The following is a 23,301-nucleotide window of genomic DNA, read 5'->3' as shown; positions in this document are numbered from 1 at the left end:
TTGGCCAGCATCGCCTGCTGGCGCTCGAACTGCGCCTGTTGCTGCTTTTCGGACAGCGCGCGCTGGGTCTCGTAGAATTCGTAGTTGCCGGAATAGGTCGTCAGCGAACCGCCGTCGATCTCGACGATCTTATTGATAATCCGATTCATGAACTCGCGGTCGTGCGAGGTCATCAACAGCGCGCCGTCGTACCCCCTCAAGAATTGCTCGAGCCAGATCAGGCTCTCGAGATCCAGATGGTTGCTCGGCTCGTCGAGCAGCATGACGTCCGGCCGCATCAAGAGAATGCGCGCCAGCGCCACGCGCATCTTCCAGCCGCCCGAGAGCGCACCGACATCGCCCTCCATCATTTCCTGGCTGAAGCTCAAGCCTGCGAGCACTTCGCGGGCGCGGCCCTCGAGCGCATAGCCGTCGAGTTCCTCAAAACGGTGCTGTACCTCGCCATACTGGGCGATGATCTCTTCCATTTGGTCGGCGCGATCGGGATCGGCCATCGCCGCTTCCAGCACCTTCAATTCGCTCGCGACCGCGGCCACGGGCCCTGCCCCATCCATCACCTCGGCGACGGCGCTGCGGCCACTCATCTCGCCGACGTCCTGGCTGAAATAGCCGATGGTGATGCCGCGATCGGTCGAGACCTGGCCTTCATCCGGCAATTCCTGGCCCGTGATCATCCGGAACAGCGTCGTCTTGCCGGCACCGTTGGGGCCGACCAGACCCGCCTTTTCGCCCTTCTGGAGCGCCGCGGAGGCTTCGATGAACAGGATCTGGTGGCCGATTTGCTTGGAGATATTGTCGAGACGGATCATGCGTGTGTGGGGCCCGAAAGGAGTTTCGGGCCGCTCTTAGAGCATGATGTGGGAAAATGAAAGCAGTGAGAGCAGGCTCCCTCTCCCGCTTGCGGGGAGAGGGTTGGGGTGAGGGGGATTCTCAACAATCGAGCTTTCGGAAAGTCCCCCTCACCCGCAGCCCATCCGACGGTGGGCAGCGACCTCTCCCCGCAAGCGGGGCGAGGTGAAGAAACAGCACGTGACGCGTGATTGCTCCTACTTCAGTTCCGTGATCACCGCACTCGCCGAGCCGCGCACCACGAGCTCGGTATGAATACGGTCGCGCTTGTTGAAGCGGATATCACCGGATTTGTACTCGTTCACCACGGCCTTGCCGTTCGGCTCGGTCGATTGCAGCGGCGAGTCCTCGAGGTAGACCACCACGACATCCTTATCGTGGAAATGCATCGGCGTCGGATCGTTCAGGAACCAGCGATAGTGCCAGACGATGACGCGGTCGTTTTCCAGGAGCTTGTCGATATGCGGCCGCGGATAGGCGTTGGGATAGCCGGTATTGTTGGCGAGTGGCGCCACAGGATAGTTTTTCAGGTCGATGACGATGGTGCGAACCCCGGGGATACCCGCGGTCTCGCCCGCACGGCCGAACCTGGCGGTGCCGTCGGCAAAAGAAATGGCGACAAAATCGTCCGGCATCGGTGCGATGCTTTCGGTCGTGTCGAAGACCTTGACGCGCTCGTTGTCGATCACGGCCGACGCAGGTTCCGCGGCGAAGACCGGCGATGCCGGTGCACTCAACAGAGCGAGGCCGAACGAAGCCATAAGAACAAGCACGCCGCGCTTTCGCATTTTCCCGCCATCCTTGATTGTTATTTTTAAAGAGCCGTTCGCGCTGACCCCGACCGCCTTTGACCTGCGATCAACCCTCAACGTAACGGTCGCTCGGCCTGGCAGCAAGCTGACGGCCGGCGCGTTCCGCCTGTTGCCGGCCGGCATCGCCTGGCATGTAATTCCGGAAACATTTGTGCACAAACGACAGGCATTGGTGTGCGCGCGAGACATCTAGTGATATTTGAATCGATATAACGAAGCGATCGTCCGGCGCACCGCTTCTTCCGATTGAGGGCAAAGTCCTGTAGCCTTGACTTCGATAGGCGCGATCAACGGTATCTTGAACAAACCCGAGCGAGAGCGACGCGAGCAGACCAACCCATGTCTTTTGAGCCTCTCGTCAATCCGCTCCAGCGATTTCCGGTATTTCAGACCTCCGATCCGGAGGAATTCAGGCATGCCTTGCTGACGCGGTACGGCGCGACCAATGCCGAGATCAAATCATCCAAAGGCCTGACGGCGAGGGGCAGTCTCGTTCAGCTTCAAAGCATCGGCCTTATCTACGGCTATGGGAGCACCACTGCGAGCTGCGAGTTTCCGGAGGCTGAACGGTTTCGCCTGTTCAGCGCCTTCACGGGCAAGGGCCAATCGACGATCGGAAAACACGCCATCGCACTCGATGCGGATCAATGTTGCATCATCTCGCCCGGCCAGAAAGTCACGCTCGCCAGCGATGGCGGCCATGAATGGTTCAACATGCGGATCGATGGCGGCGCGTTCGAACGCAAGCTGTGCTATCTTCTCGGCGCGCAGCCGAGCGGCAAGCTTGTGTTCGAGACTGCCGTCAACCGAAACACGCCCCGCTTTCAGCAGCTCTGGCGGCTGATCCGTTTTTTCGCCGAACAGCTCAACACAGCTTCCGAGGCGTTGCCGCCGCTGGTGCAGCGCGAACTCGAGCAGGCCATTCTGGTATCGTTCCTGAGCGCCAACCGGCATAATTTCAGCGATCTCCTGGAGCGGGAACCGAACGACACCCTGCCCTCGCATGTGCGCCGGGCGGAGGAATTCATCGAGGCCCATTGGGACGAGGCGATATCGATCGAGAACCTGGTGGAAACAACCGGCGTCGGCGCACGCGCGATCTTCCGGGCGTTCCAGCAGAGCCGTGGCTATTCCCCGATGGCCTTTGCGAGGATGGTGCGGCTCAGGCATGCCCGCGAAATGCTCGCTTCGGGGGATCCCGAGGCTTCCGTCACGGCCGTCGCCTTTGTCTGCGGTTTCGGCAACCTCGGACACTTCGCGCGGGATTATCGCGAAACCTTCGACGAGCGCCCCTCCGAAACGCTGGCCCGTTCGGCGCGCCGGAGCTAGAGGGCGCATCGCGTCGGCTTCTCTCCCGACCTAAAACCACCTCACACTTCGGTGCATATCGAAGCATCCTGGCTTCCCGGCGTGGCATACTCTAGGCTGCCAGCGCGAGTGGAGGATAGCGATGACGAAAGAAGTGATCCGCGTCGAACCGTTGTCGACCTATCTGGAACGGGTGAAGGCGCCTGCCTCCGTCGTGACGCGGCACGGCGACACGATCTATGTGTCGGGGCTTCCGCCGTTCGATCCCCAAACCGGCAGCGTTGTCGTCGATGCGACGGTTGAGCGGCAGGCAGAGCTCGTGCTGGAGCAACTGAAGCTTTGCGTGGAAACCGCGGGCTCCTCGCTGGACAACGTCCTCAAGTGCAATGTCTATTGCACCTCGGCGGAAAAATTCGCCGCCGTCAACGCGATCTATGCGCGGTATTTTCCGCTTAACCCGCCGGCGCGCATCTTCGTCTGCGTGCCGCAATGGTTCGGGCCGTTCGATATCGAGATCGACTGCATCGCGGCGGTGTAGGCGTCTCGTGTCCCGGCCGAAGAGCCGGGACCCATGGGCGAACGTCATCGCGAGCGACAGCGAAGCGATCCAGAGACACTAAGATCTGGATTGCTTCGTCGCTTTCGTTCCTCGCAATGACGGCGCGGGGGCCTCAGTTCTTGGTCTTGTCGACCAGTGCGCCCTTCTTGATCCAAGGCATCATGTCGCGGAGCTTGGCGCCGACTTCCTCGATCGGATGGGTGGCGAGCTTGGCGCGGGTCGCCTTGAACGAAGTCTGGTTGACCTTGTTCTCCAGCATCCAGTCGCGGGCGAACTTGCCGCCCTGGATGTCGGCCAGCACCTTGCGCATTTCCTTCTTGGTCTCGTCGGTGATGATGCGCGGACCGGTGACGTATTCGCCGTATTCGGCCGTGTTGGAGATCGAGTAGTTCATGTTGGCGATGCCGCCTTCATAGATCAGGTCGACGATCAGCTTCACTTCGTGGAGACATTCGAAGTAGGCCATCTCCGGCGCGTAGCCGGCTTCCACCAGCGTCTCGTAGCCGCCCTTGATCAGTTCGACCAGGCCGCCGCACAGCACCACCTGCTCGCCGAACAGGTCGGTCTCGCATTCTTCCTTGAACGAGGTCTCGATGATGCCGGCGCGGCCGCCGCCAATCGCGGAAGCATAGCTCAAGCCCAGATCGTGGGCGTTGCCGGAAGGATCCTTGTGGATCGCGATCAGGCAGGGCACGCCGCCGCCACGCTGATATTCCGAGCGCACGGTGTGGCCGGGACCTTTCGGCGCGATCATCAGCACGTCGAGATCGGAACGCGGATCGAGCAGGTTGAAATGCACGTTGAGCCCGTGGGCGAACACCAGGGCTGCGCCCTTCTTCATGTTGTCGTGCAGGTGATCGCGGTAGATATCGCCCTGCAATTCGTCGGGGGTGAGCATCATCACGAGATCGGCCCATTTGGCGGCTTCGGCGACTTCCATCACCTTGAAGCCGGCGGCCTCCGCCTTCTTGGCCGAGGCCGATCCCTTGCGCAGCGCAATGGCGACGTCCTTGACGCCGGAATCCTTCAGGTTCAGCGCATGGGCATGGCCCTGGCTGCCATAGCCGACGATGACGACCTTCTTGCCCTTGATCAGGTTCAGGTCGGCGTCGCGATCATAATAAACACGCATGGTCGTTCCTCTTGGCTGGCCGAGCGGAGTGCCCGGATCATCGTGTATTTCTTGGGGTTGGCGGTGATTTCGGAGCGTTGTCTAGTCCATTTTCATCAGCGGTGGAAAGTCCGTTTCTGCATGGCTTGGCCTTCTCATGCGCCTGCAAAGACCGGGTAGAGCGAGGCCAGCAGCAATGCGGCCATGACGATGTTGAAAGCCCGCACGGCCTTGCGCGAGGTCAGGAGCGAGCGCAGCGAACTGCCGGACAGCGTCCAGACCGAGGTCGCGGCGACGCCGAGCAGGAGGCAAATCACCACCTGGGTGGCGATGTTCCAGGGGAAGCTCGCAATGCCGGCATAGGCGGTAATGGTGCCGATCACCATGACCCAGCCCTTGACGTTCACCCACTGGAACAACACCGCGCCCCAGAAGGTCATCGGGCGCCGCCCGGTGTCCTGCCCCGGTGTGACCGGCTCGGAGATCGCGATCATGGCGGCAAGATAAACCAGATAGCCCGCGCCAGCATATTTGAGGATCGTCTGCAGGATGGGATAGGCGACGAAGATGGCCCCGAAGCCAATGCCCACCGCTGCGACCATGAACGCGCAACCAAACGTAATCCCCGCAATCGCCGGGATCGTCGGGCGGAATCCGTAGGTCAGTCCCGACGACAGCACAATGATGTTGTTCGGCCCGGGCGTGAAATACATCACCGCGGCGAAAATCACGAAGGCGACCAGAAGCGGCTGCGACATGGCGGCGCTCACGCGATCTTCGGCAGGATTTGAGGCCGCTTCGCCAGCAGCATCACCGCGATGCCGCCGATCACCGTGACCATGCCGGCGAGCCGCAGCGACCCGAATGTCTCGTGGAACACGAGACTGGAGGCGGCGGAGCCGACGAACGGCACCAGCAGCGCGAACGGCACAACTTGGGCGGCCGGATAATCCCGCAACAGTCGGCCCCATAGCCAATAGGCGATCGAGGTGGAGACGCCCCCGAGCAGGATCATGCAGACGAGACCGGTCAGCGACATGTGCGACAGCGCATGCCATGTCGGTCCCGGCCCGTCGGTCGCCAGCGTCAGCGCAAACAGCGGCACGGCCGCAACAAGACACAGCCACGCAAACAGATCGAACATCCGCACATTCTGCGCCCGCCGCAGCAACAGATTGCCGATCGCAAAGCTGATCGGACAGATCATGATGATGGCAAAGGCACTGAGGCTGAAATCGTAGCCGACGGTGCCGCAGATCATCAGCAGGCCGACGGTCGCAATCCCGATGCCGGCGGTCTGCATCGGCGTCGGCCGCTCGCCGAACAGCGCGGCGGCAAAGCCGATCGTGAACAGCGCCTGGCTCTGGACGATCACGCTGGTGAGGCCGACGGGAACGCCCTGGGCGATGCCGTAGGCCTGCGCCAGAAATTGTCCGAGAAACAGCGTGAAGCTGATCGCGATCAGCAGCGGCCAGGAGACGTCCGGCTTGCGCACGAACAGGCACGGCACCGCGGCGATGGCAAAACGCAATGTCGTCATCAGCGTCGGCGAAAATTCGTCGAGCGCGATCCGGCTCGCCACGAAGGCAAGGCCCCAGATCACCGCCACCAGGACGGCGAGGAAGACGTCGGCTGGTTTCATCGACGTCCCTAGCCCTGCTCGCCATGTCTGGGTTTGCGCAGCAGATAGGTGCCGTGCAGCGGTGCGTGGTAATCGGCGGCGACCAGCGTGAAGCCGGTGTCGGTCAGCATCCGCTCGATCACCCAGCCGAAGGTCGAATATTCGTCGCGCATATGGGTGACCACGCTGTCGCGGTCGAAATCGTGGTTCTTGATCGAGAAATCGGCCCAGGCCTCGACGTCGCGCTCGGCGCCATCGGGCATGCTGACGAACACGATGTCGCGCAGATAGAAATTCGCGCCGGGTTTCAGCGCGGCATGAATCCGCGACAGCGCCACCGCCTTCCAGAAATCCGGCAGATGATGCAGCGTGAATTCGCTGACGATCAGGTCGTAGGAATCGGGCTGATAGGCGAAGCTCAACAGTCCCGCCGGCTGGGTGCGGATCGCGACCCGGCGATCCCTGGCCTGGATATTGGCGAGCCCCAGCATCGCCGGCGAGATATCGATCGCGTCGACCTCGGCGCCCATCAGCGCCGCCTCGCAGGCCAAGACGCCATTGCCGCAGCCGATATCGGCGACCCGCCAACCCGGCTTCACGCCCAGCATGGTCAGCGCGGCACGGGCGCGCAGGTCGCTGTCGTCGTGGCGGTCGTAGATCGCGGCGACCGCGGAATCCAGGCCCAGCCGCCGCCGCTCGTTATAATACCAGTCGCGCGCCAGCATGGCTCACATCCCCTCGGCCCCACGCCCGATCGCGGCGACGCCGGTGCGCGACACCTCGACCAGGCCGAGCGGACGCATCAGGTCGATGAACTGGTTGATCTTGCCGGAGTTGCCAGTGATCTCGAACACAAAACTCTCGGTGGTGGCGTCGATCACCCGGGCGCGGAACGCTTCCGCGAGCCGTAGCGCCTCGACGCGGTGTTCGCCGGTGCCGCGCAGCTTGACCATCGCCAGCTCCCGCTCGATCGCGCGGCCGGACAGGGTCATGTCGACGACGCGATACACCGGGACCATGCGGTCGAGCTGGTGTTTTATCTGCTCGATCACCATCGGCGTTCCCGTGGTGACGATGGTGATGCGGGAGACGTGCTTCTGGTTTTCGGTCTCCGAGACGGTGAGGCTTTCGATGTTGTAGCCGCGTCCGGAAAACAGCCCGATCACGCGCGCCAGCACGCCCGGTTCGTTCTGTACCAGCACCGAGAGCGTGTGCGACGCGGTCGGCTCATGGCGCTCTTCCATGAAATAGGCGGATGCGGGCTGGTTCATGTTCTTCGTCCCCAATCATCTCTCATTCGTCATGCCCGGGCTTGTCCCGGGCATCCACGTCTTCCTTGGTTCCGCAGCAAGACGTGGATGGCCGGGACATCTGGCGCGAAGACGCGCTTCGCGCTTTTGCCCGGCCATGACGGCTTTCATCTCGCTGTCTCACACCAACACCCTGCCGCCGGCGACGGTTTCGCCGACGACCCATCGTTTGAACAAATCAAAATCGATATTGCCGCCGCTCAGGATCAGGCCGACGCGCTTGCCGCGGAGATTTGCCTTTTCCTGCAGCGCGGCCGCGAGCGGGGCGGCGCCGGCGCCCTCCGTGAGGTTATGCGTGTCGGTCCAGTAGGCGCGGATCGCCGCGGCCACTTCATCGTCGGTGACCTGTACGATGCGCGAGGCGCCCTTGCGGATGATCGCCAGCGCGTCGGCGTCGGGAACGCGCGTCGCCATGCCGTCGGCGAGCGTATTGCTGCTGTTGGTGCTCACCACCGTGCCGGCCGAGAACGACAGCGCATAGGACGGCGCCTCGGTCGATTGCACGCCGACGATCTCCGTGTTCAGCCCGAGCAGGTCACGGGCCAGGATGCAGCCGCAGATGCCCGAGCCCTGTCCGATCGGCACATAGAGCACGTCGAGATCGCGAGCTGCCCGAAACAGTTCGAGTGCATAGGTCGCCACCCCCATCACCAGATCGGGATGGAAGGAGCGGACGAATTCCAGTCCGTCACGCCTGGCGTGACGCGCGGCCTCCTCGGCGGCGGCCTGAAAATCATCGCCGTGTTCGACCAGGTTGGCGCCGAACGCCCGCATGGCGCGGTTCTTCTCGGTCGAATTGCCTGATGGCACATAGATCGTCACCGGCACGCCGTAGCGGCGCGCCGCAAACGCAAGGCTCTGGCCGTGATTGCCGCGCGTGGCCGAGATCAGCCCGGCGACATCGGGCCGCTCGCGCTTCAGCCGATCGACATAGACGAGCCCGCCGCGCACCTTGAAGGCGCCGATCGGGGTATGGTTCTCGTGCTTGACGATGACCTCGGTGCCGAGCCGCTCCGACAAGAGCGGCCACGCATGCGCCGGCGTCGGCGGCATCGCCGCGCCGACGATCGTGTGGGCGTGCTCGAGTTGGGCGAGGTCAAACATCGGCGTGCCTCCGCGACTGCGGTGCGCTCCCTCGCCCCGCTCTGCGCGGGGTCGAGATGAGCGAAGCTCGCTCTTGGAGGGTCGGGGTGAGGGGCTCTCTCAGCGAGCGCGACTCGTTGAGAGTCCCCCTCACCCGAAATTCGCTACCGCGAATTTCGACCTCTCCCCGCAAGCGGGGCGAGGTAAAGAGCGCGCGTGCGGTTTCCATCATCACCCCATCCTCACACCAGCGCCTTGCCGCCGGCGAAGGCCGTAGCGGTGGCCTCGTCGGTGGCTTCCGCCGGCAGCAGCATTTCGTTGTGCGCCTTGCCGGAGGGGATCATCGGGAAGCAGTTTTCCAGCGCCGCCACCCGGCAATCGAACAGCACCGGGCGCTTGACGGTGATCATCTCCTTGATCGCGCCGTCGAGATCGCCGGGTTTGATGGCCTGGAGGCCGACGCAGCCATAGGCGTCCGCGAGCTTGACAAAGTCCGGCAGCGCTTCGGAGTAGGAGTGCGACAGCCGGTTGCCGTGCAACAGCTGCTGCCACTGCCGCACCATGCCCATATACTGGTTGTTGAGGATGAAGATCTTGATCGGCAAGTCGTGCTGAACCGCCGTCGACATCTCCTGCATGGTCATCAGCACCGAGGCATCGCCGGCGATGTCGATCACGAGGCTGTCGCGGTGCGCGACCTGGACCCCGACCGCGGCCGGCAGGCCGTAGCCCATGGTGCCGAGCCCGCCGGAGGTCATCCAGCGGTGCGGCTCCTCGAAGCCGAAGAACTGCGCCGCCCACATCTGGTGCTGGCCGACCTCGGTGGTGATGTAGACGTCGCGGCCGCGCGTGGCCTCGAACAGCCGCTGGATCGCGTATTGCGGCATGATGATGTCGTTGCTCTTCCTGTAGGACAGCGAATGGCGCGCGCGCCATTTCGCGATTTCCTGCCACCAGGGGCGGATATCCGGCTTCTTCGATTCCGCCTTGAACACCTGCAGCAGGTCACCCAGCACATTGCCGGCGTCGCCGATGATCGGCACGTCGACGCGAATGTTCTTGTTGATCGAGGAGGGATCGATGTCGATGTGGATCTTCTTCGAGCCCGGCGAGAACGCGTCGATCCGCCCGGTAATGCGGTCGTCGAAGCGCGCGCCGACGCACAGCATGACGTCGCAGCCGTGCATCGCCATATTGGCCTCGTAGGTGCCGTGCATGCCGAGCATGCCGAGCCAGTTCTTGCCCGATCCCGGATAGGCGCCGAGCCCCATCAGGGTCGAGGTGATCGGAAATCCCGTCGCCTCGACCAGTTCGCGCAGCAGCTTCGAGGCCTCGGGTCCGGAATTGATGACGCCGCCGCCGGAGTAGATCACCGGACGTTTCGCGGAAGCGAGCAGCGCCACGGCTTTTCGGATCTGCGCGGCGTCGCCCTTGACCCGCGGCGTGTAGGACACGTGCACGTCGGACTTGCGCGGCGGATGATAGCGACCAAGCGCGAACTGCACGTCCTTCGGTACGTCGACCACGACAGGCCCCGGCCGGCCGGTGCTCGCGACATAGAACGCCTCATGCAGCACTTTTGCCAGATCGTTGACGTCGCGCACCAGCCAGTTGTGCTTGGTGCAGGGCCTGGTGATGCCGACGGTGTCGCATTCCTGGAACGCGTCGTTGCCGATCAGATGCGTCGGCACCTGCCCGGTGATGCAGACCAGCGGAATCGAATCCATCAGCGCGTCCGTCAGCGGCGTCACCATGTTGGTGGCGCCGGGGCCTGACGTCACCAGCACCACGCCGGGCTTGCCGGTCGAGCGCGCGTAGCCCTCGGCGGCGTGGCCGGCGCCCTGCTCGTGCCTCACCAGGATATGTTCGACCTCGCTCTGCTGGAAAATCTCGTCATAGATCGGCAGCACCGCGCCGCCGGGATAGCCGAAGAGGTGCTTGACGCCGTGATCGATCAGGGCGCGGACGATCATCGCGGCGCCGGTCATCTGGTTCGGATCGTGGCTTAAGTCGCTCATGGCTTGCTCCGGATGCGCCGTTGCCAGCGCGGCTTCTTCAGTTGGGGTCTTTGGAAAATAAAAAGGGGCCCAAAAGGCCCCATGCACACCGCCCGATTTTGGATGGCCTCAGCCATCCCCGGCGGTGCGCCTGGGTACGACGACGATAAGAAGCTTGGTAATAATATTACGCATTTGGCCGGTCGTACTTCCCAAAGGTTGCGCGAAACATACTGCCCAAGCCGGGAAAGTCAAGCGGCGGGCAGCCTCAGCGCTCGATTCACAGCTTAGCGGGGTTTTTGGCGCCGGGCGAGAGTTTTTCACCGTCATTCCGGGATGGTCCGAAGGACCAGACCTCAGATGTGCAATTGCACATCGGGGAATCTCGAGATTCCGGGTTCGCGCTACGCGCGCCCCGGAATGACGGAGGAGCCTAGCCACTCGCGTGCCTCTTCCGGCTTCACCCAATGAAATTCCGGCAGTTGATGCCGGAACCAGGTGAACTGCCGTTTGGCGTAATGGCGGGTGTCGGCGCGGCCGATGGTGGCCGCCTCTTGCAGCTTGATCTCGCCCGCGAGATGCCGGATCAGCGCCGGCACGCCATGGGCCTTCATGGCCGGCAGCAAGGAATCGAGTTTTCGTGCCGCAAGCCGGGCGACCTCCTCCAGCGCGCCGGCCTTCAGCATCGCCTCGAACCGGGCGTCGATACGGACGTAAAGCTCGTCGCGCTCGGGCGCGAGAAACAGCGCGCGAAACGTGCCCGGCGGCAACAGCGGCGGCAGGCCGTCGCGATGCCAGTCGGTGAGCGATCGCCCCGTGGCTTCGACCACTTCCAGCGCGCGGGCGATGCGGGTGCGGTCGCGCGGTTTTAACCGCTCGGCGGAGGCCGGATCGCGCAGCGCGAGGTCAGCATGCAGCGCCTCGACGCCGTCGCGTTCCAACCGTGCGCGCACGGCTTCGCGGATCCCGGGCGGAATCGGCGGCACCGCCGACAGGCCTCGCGTCAAGGCCTTGAAATAAAGACCGGTGCCGCCGACGAAAATCGCCAGGCGCTGTTGCGCACGCGCCTCCGCCAGCACCTTGGCCGCGTCCGCCACCCAGGCGCCGGCTGAAAAATTCACGGCGGCATCGACATGACCGTAGAGCCTGTGCGGAAGCCGCGCCTCCTCTTCCGGCGTCGGCCGCGCCGTGATGATGCGGAGATCGCGATAGACCTGCATGGAATCGGCATTGACGATGACGCCGCCGGCTTTTTGCGCAAGCGCCGTGGCAAGCGCCGACTTGCCGCTGGCGGTCGGTCCCGCGATCAGAATGGCGGCGGGATTGCTCATGCAGTCCGGCCTGGGTGGGACCGGCGTGCGAGCGTATTGCGCCCGGCGATATCCTTGTGCAACAATCTTGAGTTGTTCATTCTATTCCCACCCATATTCGTTTCATTGATTGGAAAACGCCATGAACATCGGTCATCCCCCAACAGGCAAACGGAACATCGCAACGGTTTGCAATACCATGATGCACTGGCTGGTCGCCTTGGCTGTGTTGCTGATTGCCCATCCAGCGACGGCACAAACCATCCTTCCGTCTGACGCGGACCCAACGGCATGCAGCGTATCGCCGGAAGATTTCCAAAAATGGTTCGCAGACAACGCCATCGCCAAAGACGGGATCGTGCTTCCCGCGAACAGCCTGACCTTTACAGCTCCCGACAACACTGCCTTGTGCCCGTTTTTTCGATGGTCGGAACAGATGTTTCTCTGGCTGACCTCGCCGTTGGGATCCGGTCACGTGTTCGATACGCCGCAATTCTACGAAGTCTTGCCCGCAGATCCGGCGAGCGGCAAGCGTACTCTCCGTGCCCCCGCTGCGCCGGGCCAGTTCAGGAGCTTCGCTCCCAGCATAGCCCTACGCGGCAGCCAGGGACAGGAAGTCGCGTTCGACAGTACCGGAAAAGTCCACGATGTTGTTCATCCGGAAACCGGACCAGCCGGCAAAATCGTGCTGTTGAACGCGGCAAATCAATTAGCCGAGGTCGGGCGCGTTCTGACCGGATCCGGCGGCAGGCCAGTGTTGCTCGACAGGTCAAACAAGGCAATCGACGTCAAGACCGCGCCAAACGGATCGCCATTGCTTCTCAACGAGTCCGGCCCGCTGCGCGACAAGGCTGGCGCCGTCATCGATCTGGCTCCTGCCACGGTACTGGTCGAAGGAAAGCCCACCCTTTTGACCACCTCCGGCGCGGTGGTGGAAACGGAAGAAGGCCAGGCGGGGAGCGGAGGTGTTCTGATGGCTCAGAACAAGTCGCTCGTTTATTACCTGATCGAGGTCAACGACGTTTTCGCTTATTTCAAGACCGGCGCAGCGGACGCCAAGATCAATCCGGCGCCCACCCAATTCCCGACTGTCCAGGACACGCTCGACAAGATCACGACTGTCGCGCAGCAGGCGCCGCCACCGAATACAAAACAGCAGTTCCCGGATGGCATCGCCCTGACCATGGAGATAAAGTCTTCTTGGGTCGAGACCGCGGGCCTCGCCAACCCGCAAGACTACGTCACCATCAACACGACGATCCCAACCTATACCCCGTCGGCGGACAACAAGACCTGGACCCCGTCCGGGACCAAGCCGGCGACGCTGGCTTTGGTGGGAATGCATGTCGTTGGCAGCGCAAACGGGCATCCGGAAATGATCTGGGCCACGTTCGAGCACGTCAACAATACGCCCAATACGCAATACACCTATAAAACCACGTCCGGGACGGTCACCAAACCGGCGGACGGCGCCGGCTCCTGGCTGTTTTCCGCCGACGGCGCCTCGGCAAACGCGCCCGCCCAAACAATGAGTGTCGGGCCTCAGAACAGCATCATAGGCCAGCCGATTGGTCCCATCAACGTCACCAGAATGAACGCCTGGGGGTCGGATCCAACCGGTTCGCAGGCGGCCGACAACAATACCGCGGTCATCTCGATCAACAATAGCGTCATCGACCAGCTGGCCGCTGGCGACGTACGCAAGAACTACATCATGATCGGTTCAATCTGGACAAACGGACTAGCACCCACAACCGGCAACCGATTGGGCACCACCACCATTGCCAACTCCACGATGGAAACGTTCAAGCAGCCCGGCGCCTGCTTCGATTGCCACGACAACAACATGCTCGGCTCGTCCGGCGGGGGCGGCTTGAGTCATATCTGGGGAGATATAATTCCTTTGTTTCCCTGACGTTTGCCCGCCCTTGGCGGTCGAAACGCTTCTGGAATTGCGGCTTTCGCATGAGGACGGCACGCAAGCGCCGACTTGCCGCTGGCGGTCGGCCCTGCGATAAGCACGGCGTCGCTGTTCTCTTGCGAACTCACCTGATGTCTCTCGTCGCGACCTTGATCTGCAATCCCGCCTCCCCCGCGCTCGATAGCACGGTGGTGGACGGTGCGCGCGCCATTTTGCCCTCGGCGGGACCGGCGCAATGGTTGTTCGACGAGGTCGCGGTCGACATTCCCTTCGCGGACCTCACGCCCGAAAACCCCGGCCTCCGCGCCATCGAGAACCGCCTGCGCAAGGCCCGCGGTGATTTGCCGATCGATATCGTGGTGCAGCCGCAGGCCGTCAGGCGCAAGAAGCTTCTGCTCGCCGACATGGACTCCACCATGATCGGCCAGGAATGCATCGACGAGCTGGCGGATTTCGCCGGCCTGAAGGCGCATGTCGCCAAAATTACCGAGCGCGCGATGCGCGGCGAGATCGAGTTCGAGCTGGCGCTGCGCGAGCGCGTCGCGCTGCTCAAGGGCATGCCGGTCAGCGTGATCGACGAGGTGCTGAAGACCCGCATCAAGCCGACGCCGGGCGGTCGCGAACTGGTCATGACCATGCGCGCCCACGGCGCCTACACCTGCCTGATCTCCGGCGGCTTTACCGTGTTCACGGGCGCGCTCGCCGCGATGCTCGGCTTCCAGGAAAACCGCGCCAATCGGCTGAAGGTCGAGGACGGCAAGCTGACCGGCGAGGTCGAGGAGCCGATCCTCGGCCGCGCCGCCAAACTCGCCACCCTGATCGAGCTCACCGAATCCTTCGATCTCGACGACATCGACACGCTCGCGATCGGCGACGGCGCCAACGATCTCGGCATGATCCAGCACGCCGGTTTTGGCGTCGCCTACCACGCCAAGCCGACCGTGGCGGCCGCGGCGGCGGCGCGGATCGACCACGGCGACCTCACGGCGTTGCTGTACGCGCAGGGGTATCGGCGGGACGAGTTTGTCGGGGGATAGGCCCAATGCCGACCGTCCCGCGCTGGGGACCTTATCGCGCTTTCTTCTACTCAAACGAACGGGGCGAGCCGCCGCACATCCATGTCCAAGCTGGAGATTTCGAAGCCACGTTCTGGCTCCACGACATCTCGGTTGCGGTCAATGCGGGATTTCCCGCGCATGAAATCGGCGCTATTATCCGCCACTTGAGATCGCAGCGCGATGTCCTCGAAGGCAAATGGCATGAGCACTTTGGAAATTGATGTCGGCGATGTCAGACCGGTCTCGGTTGCCTTCACCGCCGATGAACTCGTGGTGACGCTGGCGGATGGCCGCAGGATCGCGACCCCGCTAGAATGGTATCCGCGGCTGCAAGAGGCCAGTGCAGCGGCGCGCGAGCGCTTCGAACTGATGCCGATGGGCATCCACTGGCCCGAGATCGACGAGGACCTCGGCATTGCAGGGATGCTGCGCGGACGGCCGAGTGTTCAAGCGCGAGCTGGCTGAACCTGCCTCAACGTCGTCCCGGCGAAGGCCGGGACCCATACGCCGCAGCCTTTATTTTGAAAGACGCTGTTGGACGGTTTTTGCCTAACCGCCGGCCGCCGGGGTTATGGGTCCCGGCCTTCGCCGGGACAACATCTCGATCGCTACTGCACGCTCAGCGCGACAAACCGCAACTCGCCGTCGGCGTTCGACACCAGCAGCAGCACCGATTTCTTGCCGTCCTTTTTCAGCTGATCGACGCGCTTCTTGACGTCGGCGGCGTTGCTGACCGCCTCCTGCGCCACCTCGACGATCACCTCGCCCGGGCTCAGGCGCTTGTCGGCGGCGTCGGACGTGCTGTCGACATTGGTGATGATGACGCCCTTGACCGTGTCCTTGATCTTGTAGCGGCTGCGCAAGTCCTTGCTCAGCGTGGCGAGATCGAGGCCGAGCGCCTTTTGCGTCACCGGCTTCTCGGGCTCGGGCTGCGACTTGACCGAGGCCGGCACCGCCTTGTCGGTATCCTCCAGCCGGCCGAGCGTGACCTTGTGGGTCTCCTCCTGCCCCTTGCGGATGACGACGACGTCGACCTCCTTGCCGACCGCGGTATCGGCCACCACGCGCGACAGATCCTTCGGCTCCTTGATGTCCTTGCCGTCGAAGGTGATGACGACGTCGCCGGGCTCGATGCCGGCCGGTTTGGCCGGGCCCTTGTCGTCGACGCCGGCGATCAGGGCGCCGCGCGCGGGCTTGATGTTGAGGCTCTCGGCGATTTCGTCGGTGACGGTCTGGATGCGCACCCCGAGCCAGCCGCGGCGCAATTCGCCGAACTGCCGCAGCTGATCGACCACGCCGGCCACCGTCTTCGACGGCACCGCAAAGCCGATGCCGATCGAGCCGCCGGTCGGCGAGATGATCAGCGTGTTGACGCCGACCACCTCGCCATCGAGGTTGAACAGCGGGCCGCCGGAATTGCCGCGGTTGATGGCGGCGTCGGTCTGGATGTAATTGTCGTAAGGCCCGGAGGAGATATCGCGGTTGCGCGCCGAGACGATGCCGGCGGTCACCGTGCCGCCGAGGCTGAACGGATTGCCGATCGCGATCACCCATTCGCCGAGCCGCAGCTTGTCGGAATCGCCGAACTTGACCGCGATCAGCGGCTTGCTCGGCTTGAATTTCAGCACCGCCAGGTCGGTCTTCTTGTCGACACCGACCAGCTCGGCCTTGAACTTGCTGCCGTCGTTCATGATGATGTTGATCTCGTCGGCATCCGCAATGACGTGATTGTTGGTCACGACGATGCCCGAGGTATCGACGATGAAGCCGGAGCCGAGCGAATTGGTCTTGTGCGGCTGCAGGTCGCCGCCCTTGCCGCCGGGGCCGCGGCGGTTCTTGAAGAAATCGTCGAAGAACTCCTCGAACGGCGAGCCCGGCGGCAGTTGCGGCATCGCGCCCCTGCCCTCGGACCCACCGGCCTTGGCCTCGATGGTCTGCGAGGTCGAGATGTTGACCACCGCGTCGATCACCTTTTCGGCGACGTCGGCGATGCCGTCTGGGCCGCGCGCCAGTGCCGGCACCGGCATCAGCACGGCCGACAGCAGAATGGTTGTGGCGCCGAGACAGATCGCCGCCAGCACGGGGCGCAGGCGATGGCTCAGGGCTGGAATCGCAGCGGTCATGGCAGCTCACTCTCCTTGAAAAATCGGGAACGGAATTTGACGTCCACAGTGCGCCCGAACCGGGCCGCGGCGCAAGCATTTGAGCGGGACATTCCGTCCAAATAAGCATCGCTGAATACGGCGAAAAGCGGGATGCCGCCACTCACGATGGCGTTGATAAATAATCGTCATTCCGGGGCGCGCGAAGCGCGAACCCGGAATCTCGCGGTTCCGGGTTCGCGCCTGGCCTCAGTGGCGCACCGCCCAGATCAGGATCAATCCGACGACCGCCGATCCGATGCCGACCGCGCGCAGGATGTTGTCGGGCATCGCCAGCGCGCTCTTCATCGCCCGGCGCATCCAGGCCGGGCTTGCCGCGAACATCAGGCCTTCAAGCACGAACAGAATGCCCAAACCGATGAGGAAGTCGGCGAACGCTATGGACCTCATCGGACTGCAACCTCCCGCTTGATGTTGTTCTTAGTTTTGAAAAAGGGCGGCGCGAGATTTCGCGCCGCCCTCGGGTGTTTACGGTTTCGGCGCCGCAGGTTGCGCGGGCGCCGCAGCAGCTTCCGCCGCCGGTTTGCCCGAGGGACCGGTGAAGAACCTGAAGAAGTTGGAGTCGGGCTTAAGCAGGAAGCGGGTGTCGTTGCTCTTCAACCCGTTTTCATAGGCGGTCATCGAGCGGTAGAAGGCGAAGAAATCCGGATCCTTGCCATAGGCTTCGGCAAACAGCCGGTTGCGTTCGCCGTCGCCCTCGCCGCGCACCCGTTCGCCGGTGGAATTGGCTTCCGCGACGATGATGGTAGCCTCACGATCGGCGTTGGACTTGATCTCCTGCGCCTTCTGGCCGCCCTGGGCGCGGAATTCGGCGGCCTCGCGCTGCCGCTCGGTCTGCATCCGCTGGTAGACCGCCTGGCTGTTCTGCTCCGGCAGGTCGGCGCGCCTGATCCGCACGTCGACCACCTGGATGCCATAGTTGCCGGCTTCGTGATCGAGCTGATCGCGGATCCGCGCCATCAGGGCTTCGCGCTCGTCGCGCACCACCTGGATGAAGGTGACCTCGCCGAGCACGCGGCGCAGCGAGGCGTTCAACAGCGTCGTCAGCTGCAGGTTGGCGGCCTGGATGTTGCCGACGCTCTGATAGAACTGCAGCGCATCCTTGATGCGATAGCGGGCGAAGGCGTCGACCACCAGCCGCTTCTGGTCCGAGGCGATCACCTCCTGCGACGGGTTTTCCAGATCGAGGATGCGCTTGTCGACGTCGATCACGGCGTCGAAGAAGAAGAGCTTGAAGTGGAGGCCCGGGTCGGTCACCACGTCGACCGGACGACCGAACCGGAGCACCAGCGCCTGTTCGGTCATGTCCACGGTGAAGATCGCGCTGTAGCCGACGATCAGGACGACCAGCAGCAAGAGCAGCGCACCAATGCCTGCGACGGGGGACCTCATCGTGTAACTCCGGCTGGCGGTTGCGGCTGGCCCGTCGTGGCCGCCGGCGCACGCCGCGGCGTCAGCTCGTTCAACGGCAGATAGGGCACGACGCCCTGCGAGGAGGACGAACCGCCTCCGTCATAGATCAGCTTCTCGGAGCTGCCGAGCACGCGCTCCATCGTCTCCAGATAGATGCGCTCCCGGGTGACGTCGGGCGCCTTCTTGTATTCGTCGTAGACTTTCAGGAAGCGGCTGCTCTGGCCCTTGGCCTCGGCGATCGCCTGCTGCTTGTAACCCTCGGCGACCTGCAGGATCTGCGCGGCGCGTCCCTTGGCGTCGGGAACGACGCGGTTGGCATAGGTCTGGGCTTCGTTCTGCAGGCGCTCGAGATCGGCGCGCGCCGCCTGCACGTCGCGGAACGAGTCGATCACCTGCGCCGGCGGATCGACCTTCTGCATCTGCACCTGCTGCACCAGGATGCCGGAACCGTAGGAGTCCAGCGTCTTCTGCATCAGTTCCTGCACGCTCAGTTCGGTCGAGGTGCGGGCGCCGGTCAGGATCGGCTGGATGTTGGATTTGCCGACCGCCTCGCGCATCGCGCTTTCGGCCACCGCCTTCACGGTGCCTTCGGGGTTCTGAATGTTGAACAGATAATCGGCGGCGCCCTTCGGCTTGATCCGCCACAGCACGGTGAAATCAACATCGACGATGTTCTCGTCGCCGGTCAGCATCAGGCTTTCCTCCGGCACGTCGCGCATGGTGCGGCCGCGTCGCGCCGGATCGTCGATCAGCGTCATGCCGATCGAGATGGTGGAAACCCGCAGCGCCTTCGGCAGCAGCACGGTCTCGATCGGATATGGCAGATGGTAGTTCAAGCCGGGCTGGGCGTCGCGGACGTACTTGCCGAACCGCAGCACGATGCCGAGTTCTTCGGACTGCACGCGATAGAAGCCGGACATCGCCCAGATCGCCAGTGCGCCGACCAATACCACCGCCACGCCGAGACCGCTGAAATAGCCGCCGGGCAATAATTGCTGGAGCTTGTCCTGGGCGCGGCGCAGAAGATCCTCGAGATCGGGCGGCCGCGGGCCGACCGGTTGCGGGCCGGAGCCCCATGGCCCTTTCGGACCCGAGCCCCACGGTCCCCCGCCTTGATTCTTCCATGGCATCGACAGTCTCCTCCGCGAGCGCCCGAGGGCAGATGCCCGGCCTCGCCATATCTGCCCGGCTTTATAGGGGACGCGTCCAGCCCTTACAACGCAAGCTTCTGGCCCGGAGCAGCTATGCCTCACGCCGCAATTGTCAATGTAAAGATTGGCCGATGGGGTTAATGCGACTTTCGTCGGCGGTATGTGACATAGGAAAAGCCGGCGCTGTCGTCCGGACCGGGCGGATTCCGCACCCGCGCGACCTCCTCCCAGCACGACGCATCAAGGGCTGCGAAATGCGTGTCGCCCTCGGGGCGGACATGAACTTCGGTGATTTCCAGACGATCGGCGCACGGCATCCACCGGGCGTAGATTTCCGCGCCGCCGATCACGGCGATTTCATCCACCGAGCGCCGCAGCGCGTCGCCACGCGCGACGGCGCAGGCTTCCTCGAACGATGTCGTCACCACGGCACCGGCTGCGCGAAAAGCAGGATCGCGCGTGATCACGATATTGGTGCGGCCGGGCAGCGGCCGGCGCAGCGAGAGGAAGGTCTTGCGCCCCATCACCACCGGCTTGCCGATCGTCATCGCCTTCAAGCGGGCCTGATCGGTTTTCAGCCGCCAGGGAATGGCGCCATGCGCGCCGATCACGCCGTTGTCGGCGACCGCGACGATCAGGACGATTTCCATCAGCGTGTACCTTCCGCCAGCGCTATCAGCGCCGGGCCGCTGACCTTGCAGATCGTCCACTCGTCCATCAAGACCGCGCCGAGCGATTTGTAGAAGTCGATCGACGGCGTGTTCCAGTCCAGCACCGACCACTGCAATCGCGACCAGCCGTTGGCGATACATCGTTTGGCAAGATGCGTCAGCAGCGCCTTGCCGATGCCCTTGCCGCGTTGCGCCGGGCGCACGAACAGGTCTTCCAGGTAGATGCCGGGCCGGCCCGCGAAGGTCGAGTAATTGAGGAACCAGACGGCAAAACCGGCCGGTTCGCCGGCCCACTCCGCGATCTCGCAGAACAGGACGGGATTTTCGCCAAACAGCGCCGCGGCAATGTCGGCCTCGGTCGCCTCGACCTCGTGCGAGAGCTTTTCGTATTCGGCGAGTTCGCGAACCAGCGACAGCACGAGCTCCGCTTCATCGGAGCGGGCGCGGCGGACATGTAGGGACATTCAATCGCTCACACCGCGACCTCGGCCTTGATGTGCGGATGCGGGTCGTAGCCTTCGAGCACGAAGTCCTCGTAGCGGAAGGCGAAGATGTCCTTGACCGCCGGATTGATCTTCATGGTCGGCAACGGCCGCGTCGGCCGCGTCAGTTGCAGCCGGGCCTGCTCGATATGGTTCGAATAAAGATGCACATCGCCGAAGGAGTGAACGAAGTCGCCGGCCTTCAGGCCGGTCACCTGCGCCACCATCATGGTCAACAGCGCATAGGAGGCGATGTTGAAGGGGACGCCGAGAAACACATCCGCCGAGCGCTGGTAGAGCTGGCATGACAGCTTGTCGCCCGCGACATAGAACTGGAACAGGCAATGACACGGCGGCAGCGCCATCTTGTCGACGTCGGCCGGATTCCAGGCCGACACGATCAGGCGACGCGAATCCGGATTACGCCGGATCATGTCGATGACATTGGAGATCTGGTCGATGCGGCGCCCGTCGGGCGCCGGCCAGGATCGCCATTGCGAGCCGTAGACCGGGCCGAGATCGCCATTGGCGTCGGCCCATTCGTCCCAGATCGAAACGCCGTTATCCTTGAGATATTTGATGTTGGTATCGCCTTTGAGGAACCACAGCAGTTCGTGCACGATCGCTTTCAGCGGCAGCTTCTTGGTGGTCAGCATCGGAAAGCCGCTCGCCAGATTGAAGCGCATCTGGTGGCCGAAGATCGACAGCGTGCCGGTGCCGGTGCGGTCGCTCTTCTCCGCGCCGTCGGCAAGAATCCGTTCGAGCAGGTCGTGATACTGATTCATGGCGTTGCGTCAGGTGCCTTTGCAGGGGGCGGATTTTATCGGCCGGACCGGGCCGTCGACAGCCGATTCGGCCGACCATGCCGATTATACCGGAAAAATGAACATCCGGGGGGCCTGCGACAAGGGGCCAGCCGCCGAACCGTGCCCTCATCCAACCACGCCGGCAAAGCCCAAAACGCCCCCGGCCAAGAGCAGCCAGAGCGGATTGAGCCGTGTGGCAGAGGCCAGCACGGCGGCGCCCGCGGTCACCAGGCCGGCGGCAAGGCTCCGGTCGGAGCTCACCGCCAGCACGCAAGCGCTGGCGGCCATCAGCCCGATCGAAAGCGGCACCAGGGCGGCCTGAATGATCCCGGGCCAGCGCGAATGGCGCATGCGCGTCAGCAGGCGGCTGACGAAATAGGCCAGCACGGCGGTCGGGCCGCACATGGCAAGGGTAGCAGCCAGCCCGCCGGCGAGGCCCGCGACGGAATAGCCGATCAGGGTAACGATCAGCACGTTCGGTCCGGGCGAGAGCTGCGAGATCGCATAGATGTCGGCGAATTGCTTGTCGGTCATCCAGTGCCGGACGTCGACCGCGACCCGGTGCATTTCGGGAATGGCCGAATTACCGCCGCCGACCGCAAACAACGACATCACGGCGAAGGTCCAGACCAGGGTCGAAATCGGGTTGCTGCCTGGATTCATGGCTTGGCCTGTCGCTGGGCCCGCCGGCGGATGGCAAAGCTGATCGCGATACTGATCGGGATCGCCACCAGCAACACCGCCGGCAGCGGCAACCGGAGAAGCCCGATCGCCGCGAATACCGCGGCCATCAGCGCCAGCCCGATATAATCGCGCTTCTTCAACAGCGGCATCATCATTCGCAAGACCACCGCCATCAGAAGCCCGACCGCGGCGCAGGCCACGCCGGCCAGAATCCGTCTGAGCGCTTCGACCTCGCCGAAATGCGCGTAGAGCGCGGCCAGGATCGTGACGATCACCACGGGCGGGCCGATCAATCCGGTGAAGGCCGCGAGCCCGCCGGCAATCCCGCGAAAGCGCGATCCGAACACCACCGAGAGATTGACGATGTTCGGACCGGGCAGGAAATGGCACAGCGCAAAGGTCTCGTTGAACTCTTCCGCGCTCATCCAGTGGTGCTGCTCGACGATGGCGCGCCGGGCAAAGGCCAGCACGCCGCCAAAACCCGAAAGCGACATTTTGGCGAACGCCACGAACAGCGCGATCAGGCCGGGCGGAGGCGATGTCGGGAGGTTCGGCGCCGAGGCGGCGGCCGGCAGCGAATCCGGAGGCATGGGCTGAGACTTAGAACGGCCGACGCGGCGAGGCCAACCCAATTCGGCAGGTTCACCCATGTCTTCCACCTGTCTTCCCTTGCGTCCGAAGGACGCGTTTTCCCAACCCGAAACTGGGCCTAAGCCTCTGTTTTTCTCAACTTTTACCCCCTATATTGGGGATGCCGGTTCGCCGGCTATGGAAATAAATTGCCGTCGCAATAAACCATTCGGACCCGGGGGCAGCACCCGGCGCCTCCACCCAAACCCGCCGTCAGAGAATGCGGGTTTCGGCGGGGGCGAAACAGGATCGACGAGGGCGTAAAGGGCGTGTTTTTTCCCGGTATGGTTCCGCCGTTATCGGGCTATGCAATAGTTGCAAACGACAACTATGCTCCGGTTGCTCAGGCCGCGTAAGCGGTTT

26 protein-coding genes and 1 other RNA gene are annotated in these 23,301 nt (G+C 63.5%); 8 read left to right on the top strand and 19 right to left on the bottom strand.

What is annotated here, in order from left to right; translation table 11 throughout:
- Both VK804_RS00885 and VK804_RS00880 read right to left on the bottom strand, forming a co-directional pair.
- The coding region (locus VK804_RS00885; RefSeq protein WP_325366815.1) for an ABC-F family ATP-binding cassette domain-containing protein at positions 1-809 on the bottom strand (809 nt) is incomplete at its 3' end.
- A gap of 237 nt (positions 810-1,046) precedes the next feature.
- A complete protein-coding gene (locus VK804_RS00880; RefSeq protein WP_325366813.1) occupies positions 1,047-1,484 on the bottom strand; it encodes a hypothetical protein in 438 nt (145 codons plus the stop codon).
- Between VK804_RS00880 and VK804_RS00875 the strand changes: the two genes are divergently transcribed.
- The 3 genes from VK804_RS00875 to VK804_RS00865 all read left to right on the top strand — a co-directional run bounded on the left by VK804_RS00875 (position 1,462) and on the right by VK804_RS00865 (position 3,507).
- Positions 1,462-1,854: a hypothetical protein gene (locus VK804_RS00875; protein WP_325366811.1), complete on the top strand. Its 393-nt coding sequence runs from the start codon at positions 1,462-1,464 to the stop codon at positions 1,852-1,854. The genes VK804_RS00880 and VK804_RS00875 overlap by 23 nt on opposite strands.
- 146 nt (positions 1,855-2,000) lie before the next feature.
- On the top strand, positions 2,001-2,990 hold the full coding sequence (locus VK804_RS00870) for an AraC family transcriptional regulator (RefSeq protein ID WP_325366809.1): 990 nt from the start codon (positions 2,001-2,003) through the stop codon (positions 2,988-2,990).
- Between the two features lie 121 nt (positions 2,991-3,111).
- Positions 3,112-3,507 carry a RidA family protein gene (locus VK804_RS00865; protein ID WP_325366807.1) on the top strand — a complete coding sequence of 132 codons (396 nt, stop codon included), beginning with the start codon at positions 3,112-3,114 and terminating at the stop codon, positions 3,505-3,507.
- A gap of 133 nt (positions 3,508-3,640) precedes the next feature.
- On the opposite strand, the gene ilvC is transcribed toward VK804_RS00865, so the two are convergent.
- The 8 genes from ilvC to miaA all read right to left on the bottom strand — a co-directional run bounded on the left by ilvC (position 3,641) and on the right by miaA (position 11,981).
- Positions 3,641-4,660, bottom strand: a complete 1,020-nt coding sequence (gene ilvC, locus VK804_RS00860) for a ketol-acid reductoisomerase (protein WP_325366805.1) — start codon at positions 4,658-4,660, stop codon at positions 3,641-3,643.
- 134 nt (positions 4,661-4,794) lie between these two features.
- Positions 4,795-5,397 carry a LysE family translocator gene (locus VK804_RS00855; RefSeq protein WP_325366803.1) on the bottom strand — a complete coding sequence of 201 codons (603 nt, stop codon included), beginning with the start codon at positions 5,395-5,397 and terminating at the stop codon, positions 4,795-4,797.
- Positions 5,398-5,405: 8 nt separating this feature from the next.
- Positions 5,406-6,281, bottom strand: a complete 876-nt coding sequence (locus VK804_RS00850) for an EamA family transporter (protein ID WP_325366801.1) — start codon at positions 6,279-6,281, stop codon at positions 5,406-5,408.
- An 8-nt stretch (positions 6,282-6,289) separates the two neighbouring features.
- Entirely contained in the window at positions 6,290-6,985 is a 696-nt protein-coding gene (locus VK804_RS00845; RefSeq protein WP_325366800.1) for a class I SAM-dependent methyltransferase, read from the bottom strand.
- A 3-nt stretch (positions 6,986-6,988) separates the two neighbouring features.
- Positions 6,989-7,531 carry an acetolactate synthase small subunit gene (ilvN, locus tag VK804_RS00840; RefSeq protein WP_325366798.1) on the bottom strand — a complete coding sequence of 181 codons (543 nt, stop codon included), beginning with the start codon at positions 7,529-7,531 and terminating at the stop codon, positions 6,989-6,991.
- A gap of 159 nt (positions 7,532-7,690) precedes the next feature.
- A complete protein-coding gene (locus VK804_RS00835) occupies positions 7,691-8,674 on the bottom strand; it encodes a threonine dehydratase (RefSeq protein ID WP_325366795.1) in 984 nt (327 codons plus the stop codon).
- A gap of 221 nt (positions 8,675-8,895) precedes the next feature.
- Positions 8,896-10,671: an acetolactate synthase 3 large subunit gene (locus tag VK804_RS00830; RefSeq protein ID WP_325366793.1), complete on the bottom strand. Its 1,776-nt coding sequence runs from the start codon at positions 10,669-10,671 to the stop codon at positions 8,896-8,898.
- Between the two features lie 383 nt (positions 10,672-11,054).
- A complete protein-coding gene (gene miaA, locus VK804_RS00825; protein ID WP_325366791.1) occupies positions 11,055-11,981 on the bottom strand; it encodes a tRNA (adenosine(37)-N6)-dimethylallyltransferase MiaA in 927 nt (308 codons plus the stop codon).
- A 121-nt stretch (positions 11,982-12,102) separates the two neighbouring features.
- On the opposite strand from miaA, the gene VK804_RS00820 reads away from it, so the two are divergent.
- The 4 genes from VK804_RS00820 (at position 12,103) to VK804_RS00805 (ending at position 15,404) form a co-directional block, all read left to right on the top strand.
- On the top strand, positions 12,103-13,875 hold the full coding sequence (locus tag VK804_RS00820) for a hypothetical protein (protein ID WP_325366790.1): 1,773 nt from the start codon (positions 12,103-12,105) through the stop codon (positions 13,873-13,875).
- 137 nt (positions 13,876-14,012) lie between these two features.
- Entirely contained in the window at positions 14,013-14,918 is a 906-nt protein-coding gene (serB, locus tag VK804_RS00815) for a phosphoserine phosphatase SerB (protein WP_325366788.1), read from the top strand.
- 5 nt (positions 14,919-14,923) lie between these two features.
- Entirely contained in the window at positions 14,924-15,160 is a 237-nt protein-coding gene (locus VK804_RS00810) for a DUF4160 domain-containing protein (RefSeq protein ID WP_325366786.1), read from the top strand.
- Positions 15,120-15,404, top strand: a complete 285-nt coding sequence (locus VK804_RS00805; RefSeq protein WP_325366784.1) for a DUF2442 domain-containing protein — start codon at positions 15,120-15,122, stop codon at positions 15,402-15,404. The genes VK804_RS00810 and VK804_RS00805 overlap by 41 nt, the downstream gene beginning before the upstream one ends.
- A gap of 143 nt (positions 15,405-15,547) precedes the next feature.
- On the opposite strand, the gene VK804_RS00800 is transcribed toward VK804_RS00805, so the two are convergent.
- The 9 genes from VK804_RS00800 to VK804_RS00760 form a co-directional block, all read right to left on the bottom strand.
- Complete coding sequence (locus VK804_RS00800) at positions 15,548-17,062, bottom strand: Do family serine endopeptidase (RefSeq protein WP_325366782.1); 1,515 nt, start codon at positions 17,060-17,062, stop codon at positions 15,548-15,550.
- 228 nt (positions 17,063-17,290) lie between these two features.
- Complete coding sequence (locus VK804_RS00795; RefSeq protein WP_325366780.1) at positions 17,291-17,491, bottom strand: DUF2065 domain-containing protein; 201 nt, start codon at positions 17,489-17,491, stop codon at positions 17,291-17,293.
- A 78-nt stretch (positions 17,492-17,569) separates the two neighbouring features.
- Positions 17,570-18,493 carry a protease modulator HflC gene (gene hflC, locus VK804_RS00790; protein ID WP_325366778.1) on the bottom strand — a complete coding sequence of 308 codons (924 nt, stop codon included), beginning with the start codon at positions 18,491-18,493 and terminating at the stop codon, positions 17,570-17,572.
- Positions 18,490-19,644 (bottom strand): FtsH protease activity modulator HflK, encoded by a 1,155-nt coding sequence (gene hflK / locus VK804_RS00785; protein WP_325366776.1) that lies wholly within the window; start codon positions 19,642-19,644, stop codon positions 18,490-18,492. The genes hflC and hflK overlap by 4 nt, the downstream gene beginning before the upstream one ends.
- 158 nt (positions 19,645-19,802) lie before the next feature.
- Positions 19,803-20,315, bottom strand: coding sequence for a dihydrofolate reductase (locus VK804_RS00780; protein WP_325366774.1), 513 nt, complete (start codon positions 20,313-20,315; stop codon positions 19,803-19,805).
- Positions 20,315-20,800, bottom strand: coding sequence for a GNAT family N-acetyltransferase (locus VK804_RS00775; protein ID WP_325366772.1), 486 nt, complete (start codon positions 20,798-20,800; stop codon positions 20,315-20,317). Before VK804_RS00775 ends, VK804_RS00780 begins: the two co-directional genes overlap by 1 nt.
- Before the next feature lie 8 nt (positions 20,801-20,808).
- A complete protein-coding gene (locus VK804_RS00770) occupies positions 20,809-21,603 on the bottom strand; it encodes a thymidylate synthase (RefSeq protein ID WP_325366770.1) in 795 nt (264 codons plus the stop codon).
- Positions 21,604-21,750: 147 nt separating this feature from the next.
- Positions 21,751-22,287 carry a chromate transporter gene (locus tag VK804_RS00765; protein WP_325366768.1) on the bottom strand — a complete coding sequence of 179 codons (537 nt, stop codon included), beginning with the start codon at positions 22,285-22,287 and terminating at the stop codon, positions 21,751-21,753.
- Positions 22,284-22,898, bottom strand: a complete 615-nt coding sequence (locus VK804_RS00760) for a chromate transporter (RefSeq protein WP_325366766.1) — start codon at positions 22,896-22,898, stop codon at positions 22,284-22,286. Before VK804_RS00760 ends, VK804_RS00765 begins: the two co-directional genes overlap by 4 nt.
- A gap of 124 nt (positions 22,899-23,022) precedes the next feature.
- Between VK804_RS00760 and ssrA the strand changes: the two genes are divergently transcribed.
- Positions 23,023-23,301: a transfer-messenger RNA gene (ssrA, locus tag VK804_RS00755) on the top strand; the annotation flags it as partial.

Origin of the sequence: Bradyrhizobium sp., assembly GCF_035484855.1 — a bacterium.
Taxonomy (GTDB): Bacteria; Pseudomonadota; Alphaproteobacteria; order Rhizobiales; family Xanthobacteraceae; genus Bradyrhizobium.
This window is presented reverse-complemented; position numbering and strand designations above follow the sequence as displayed.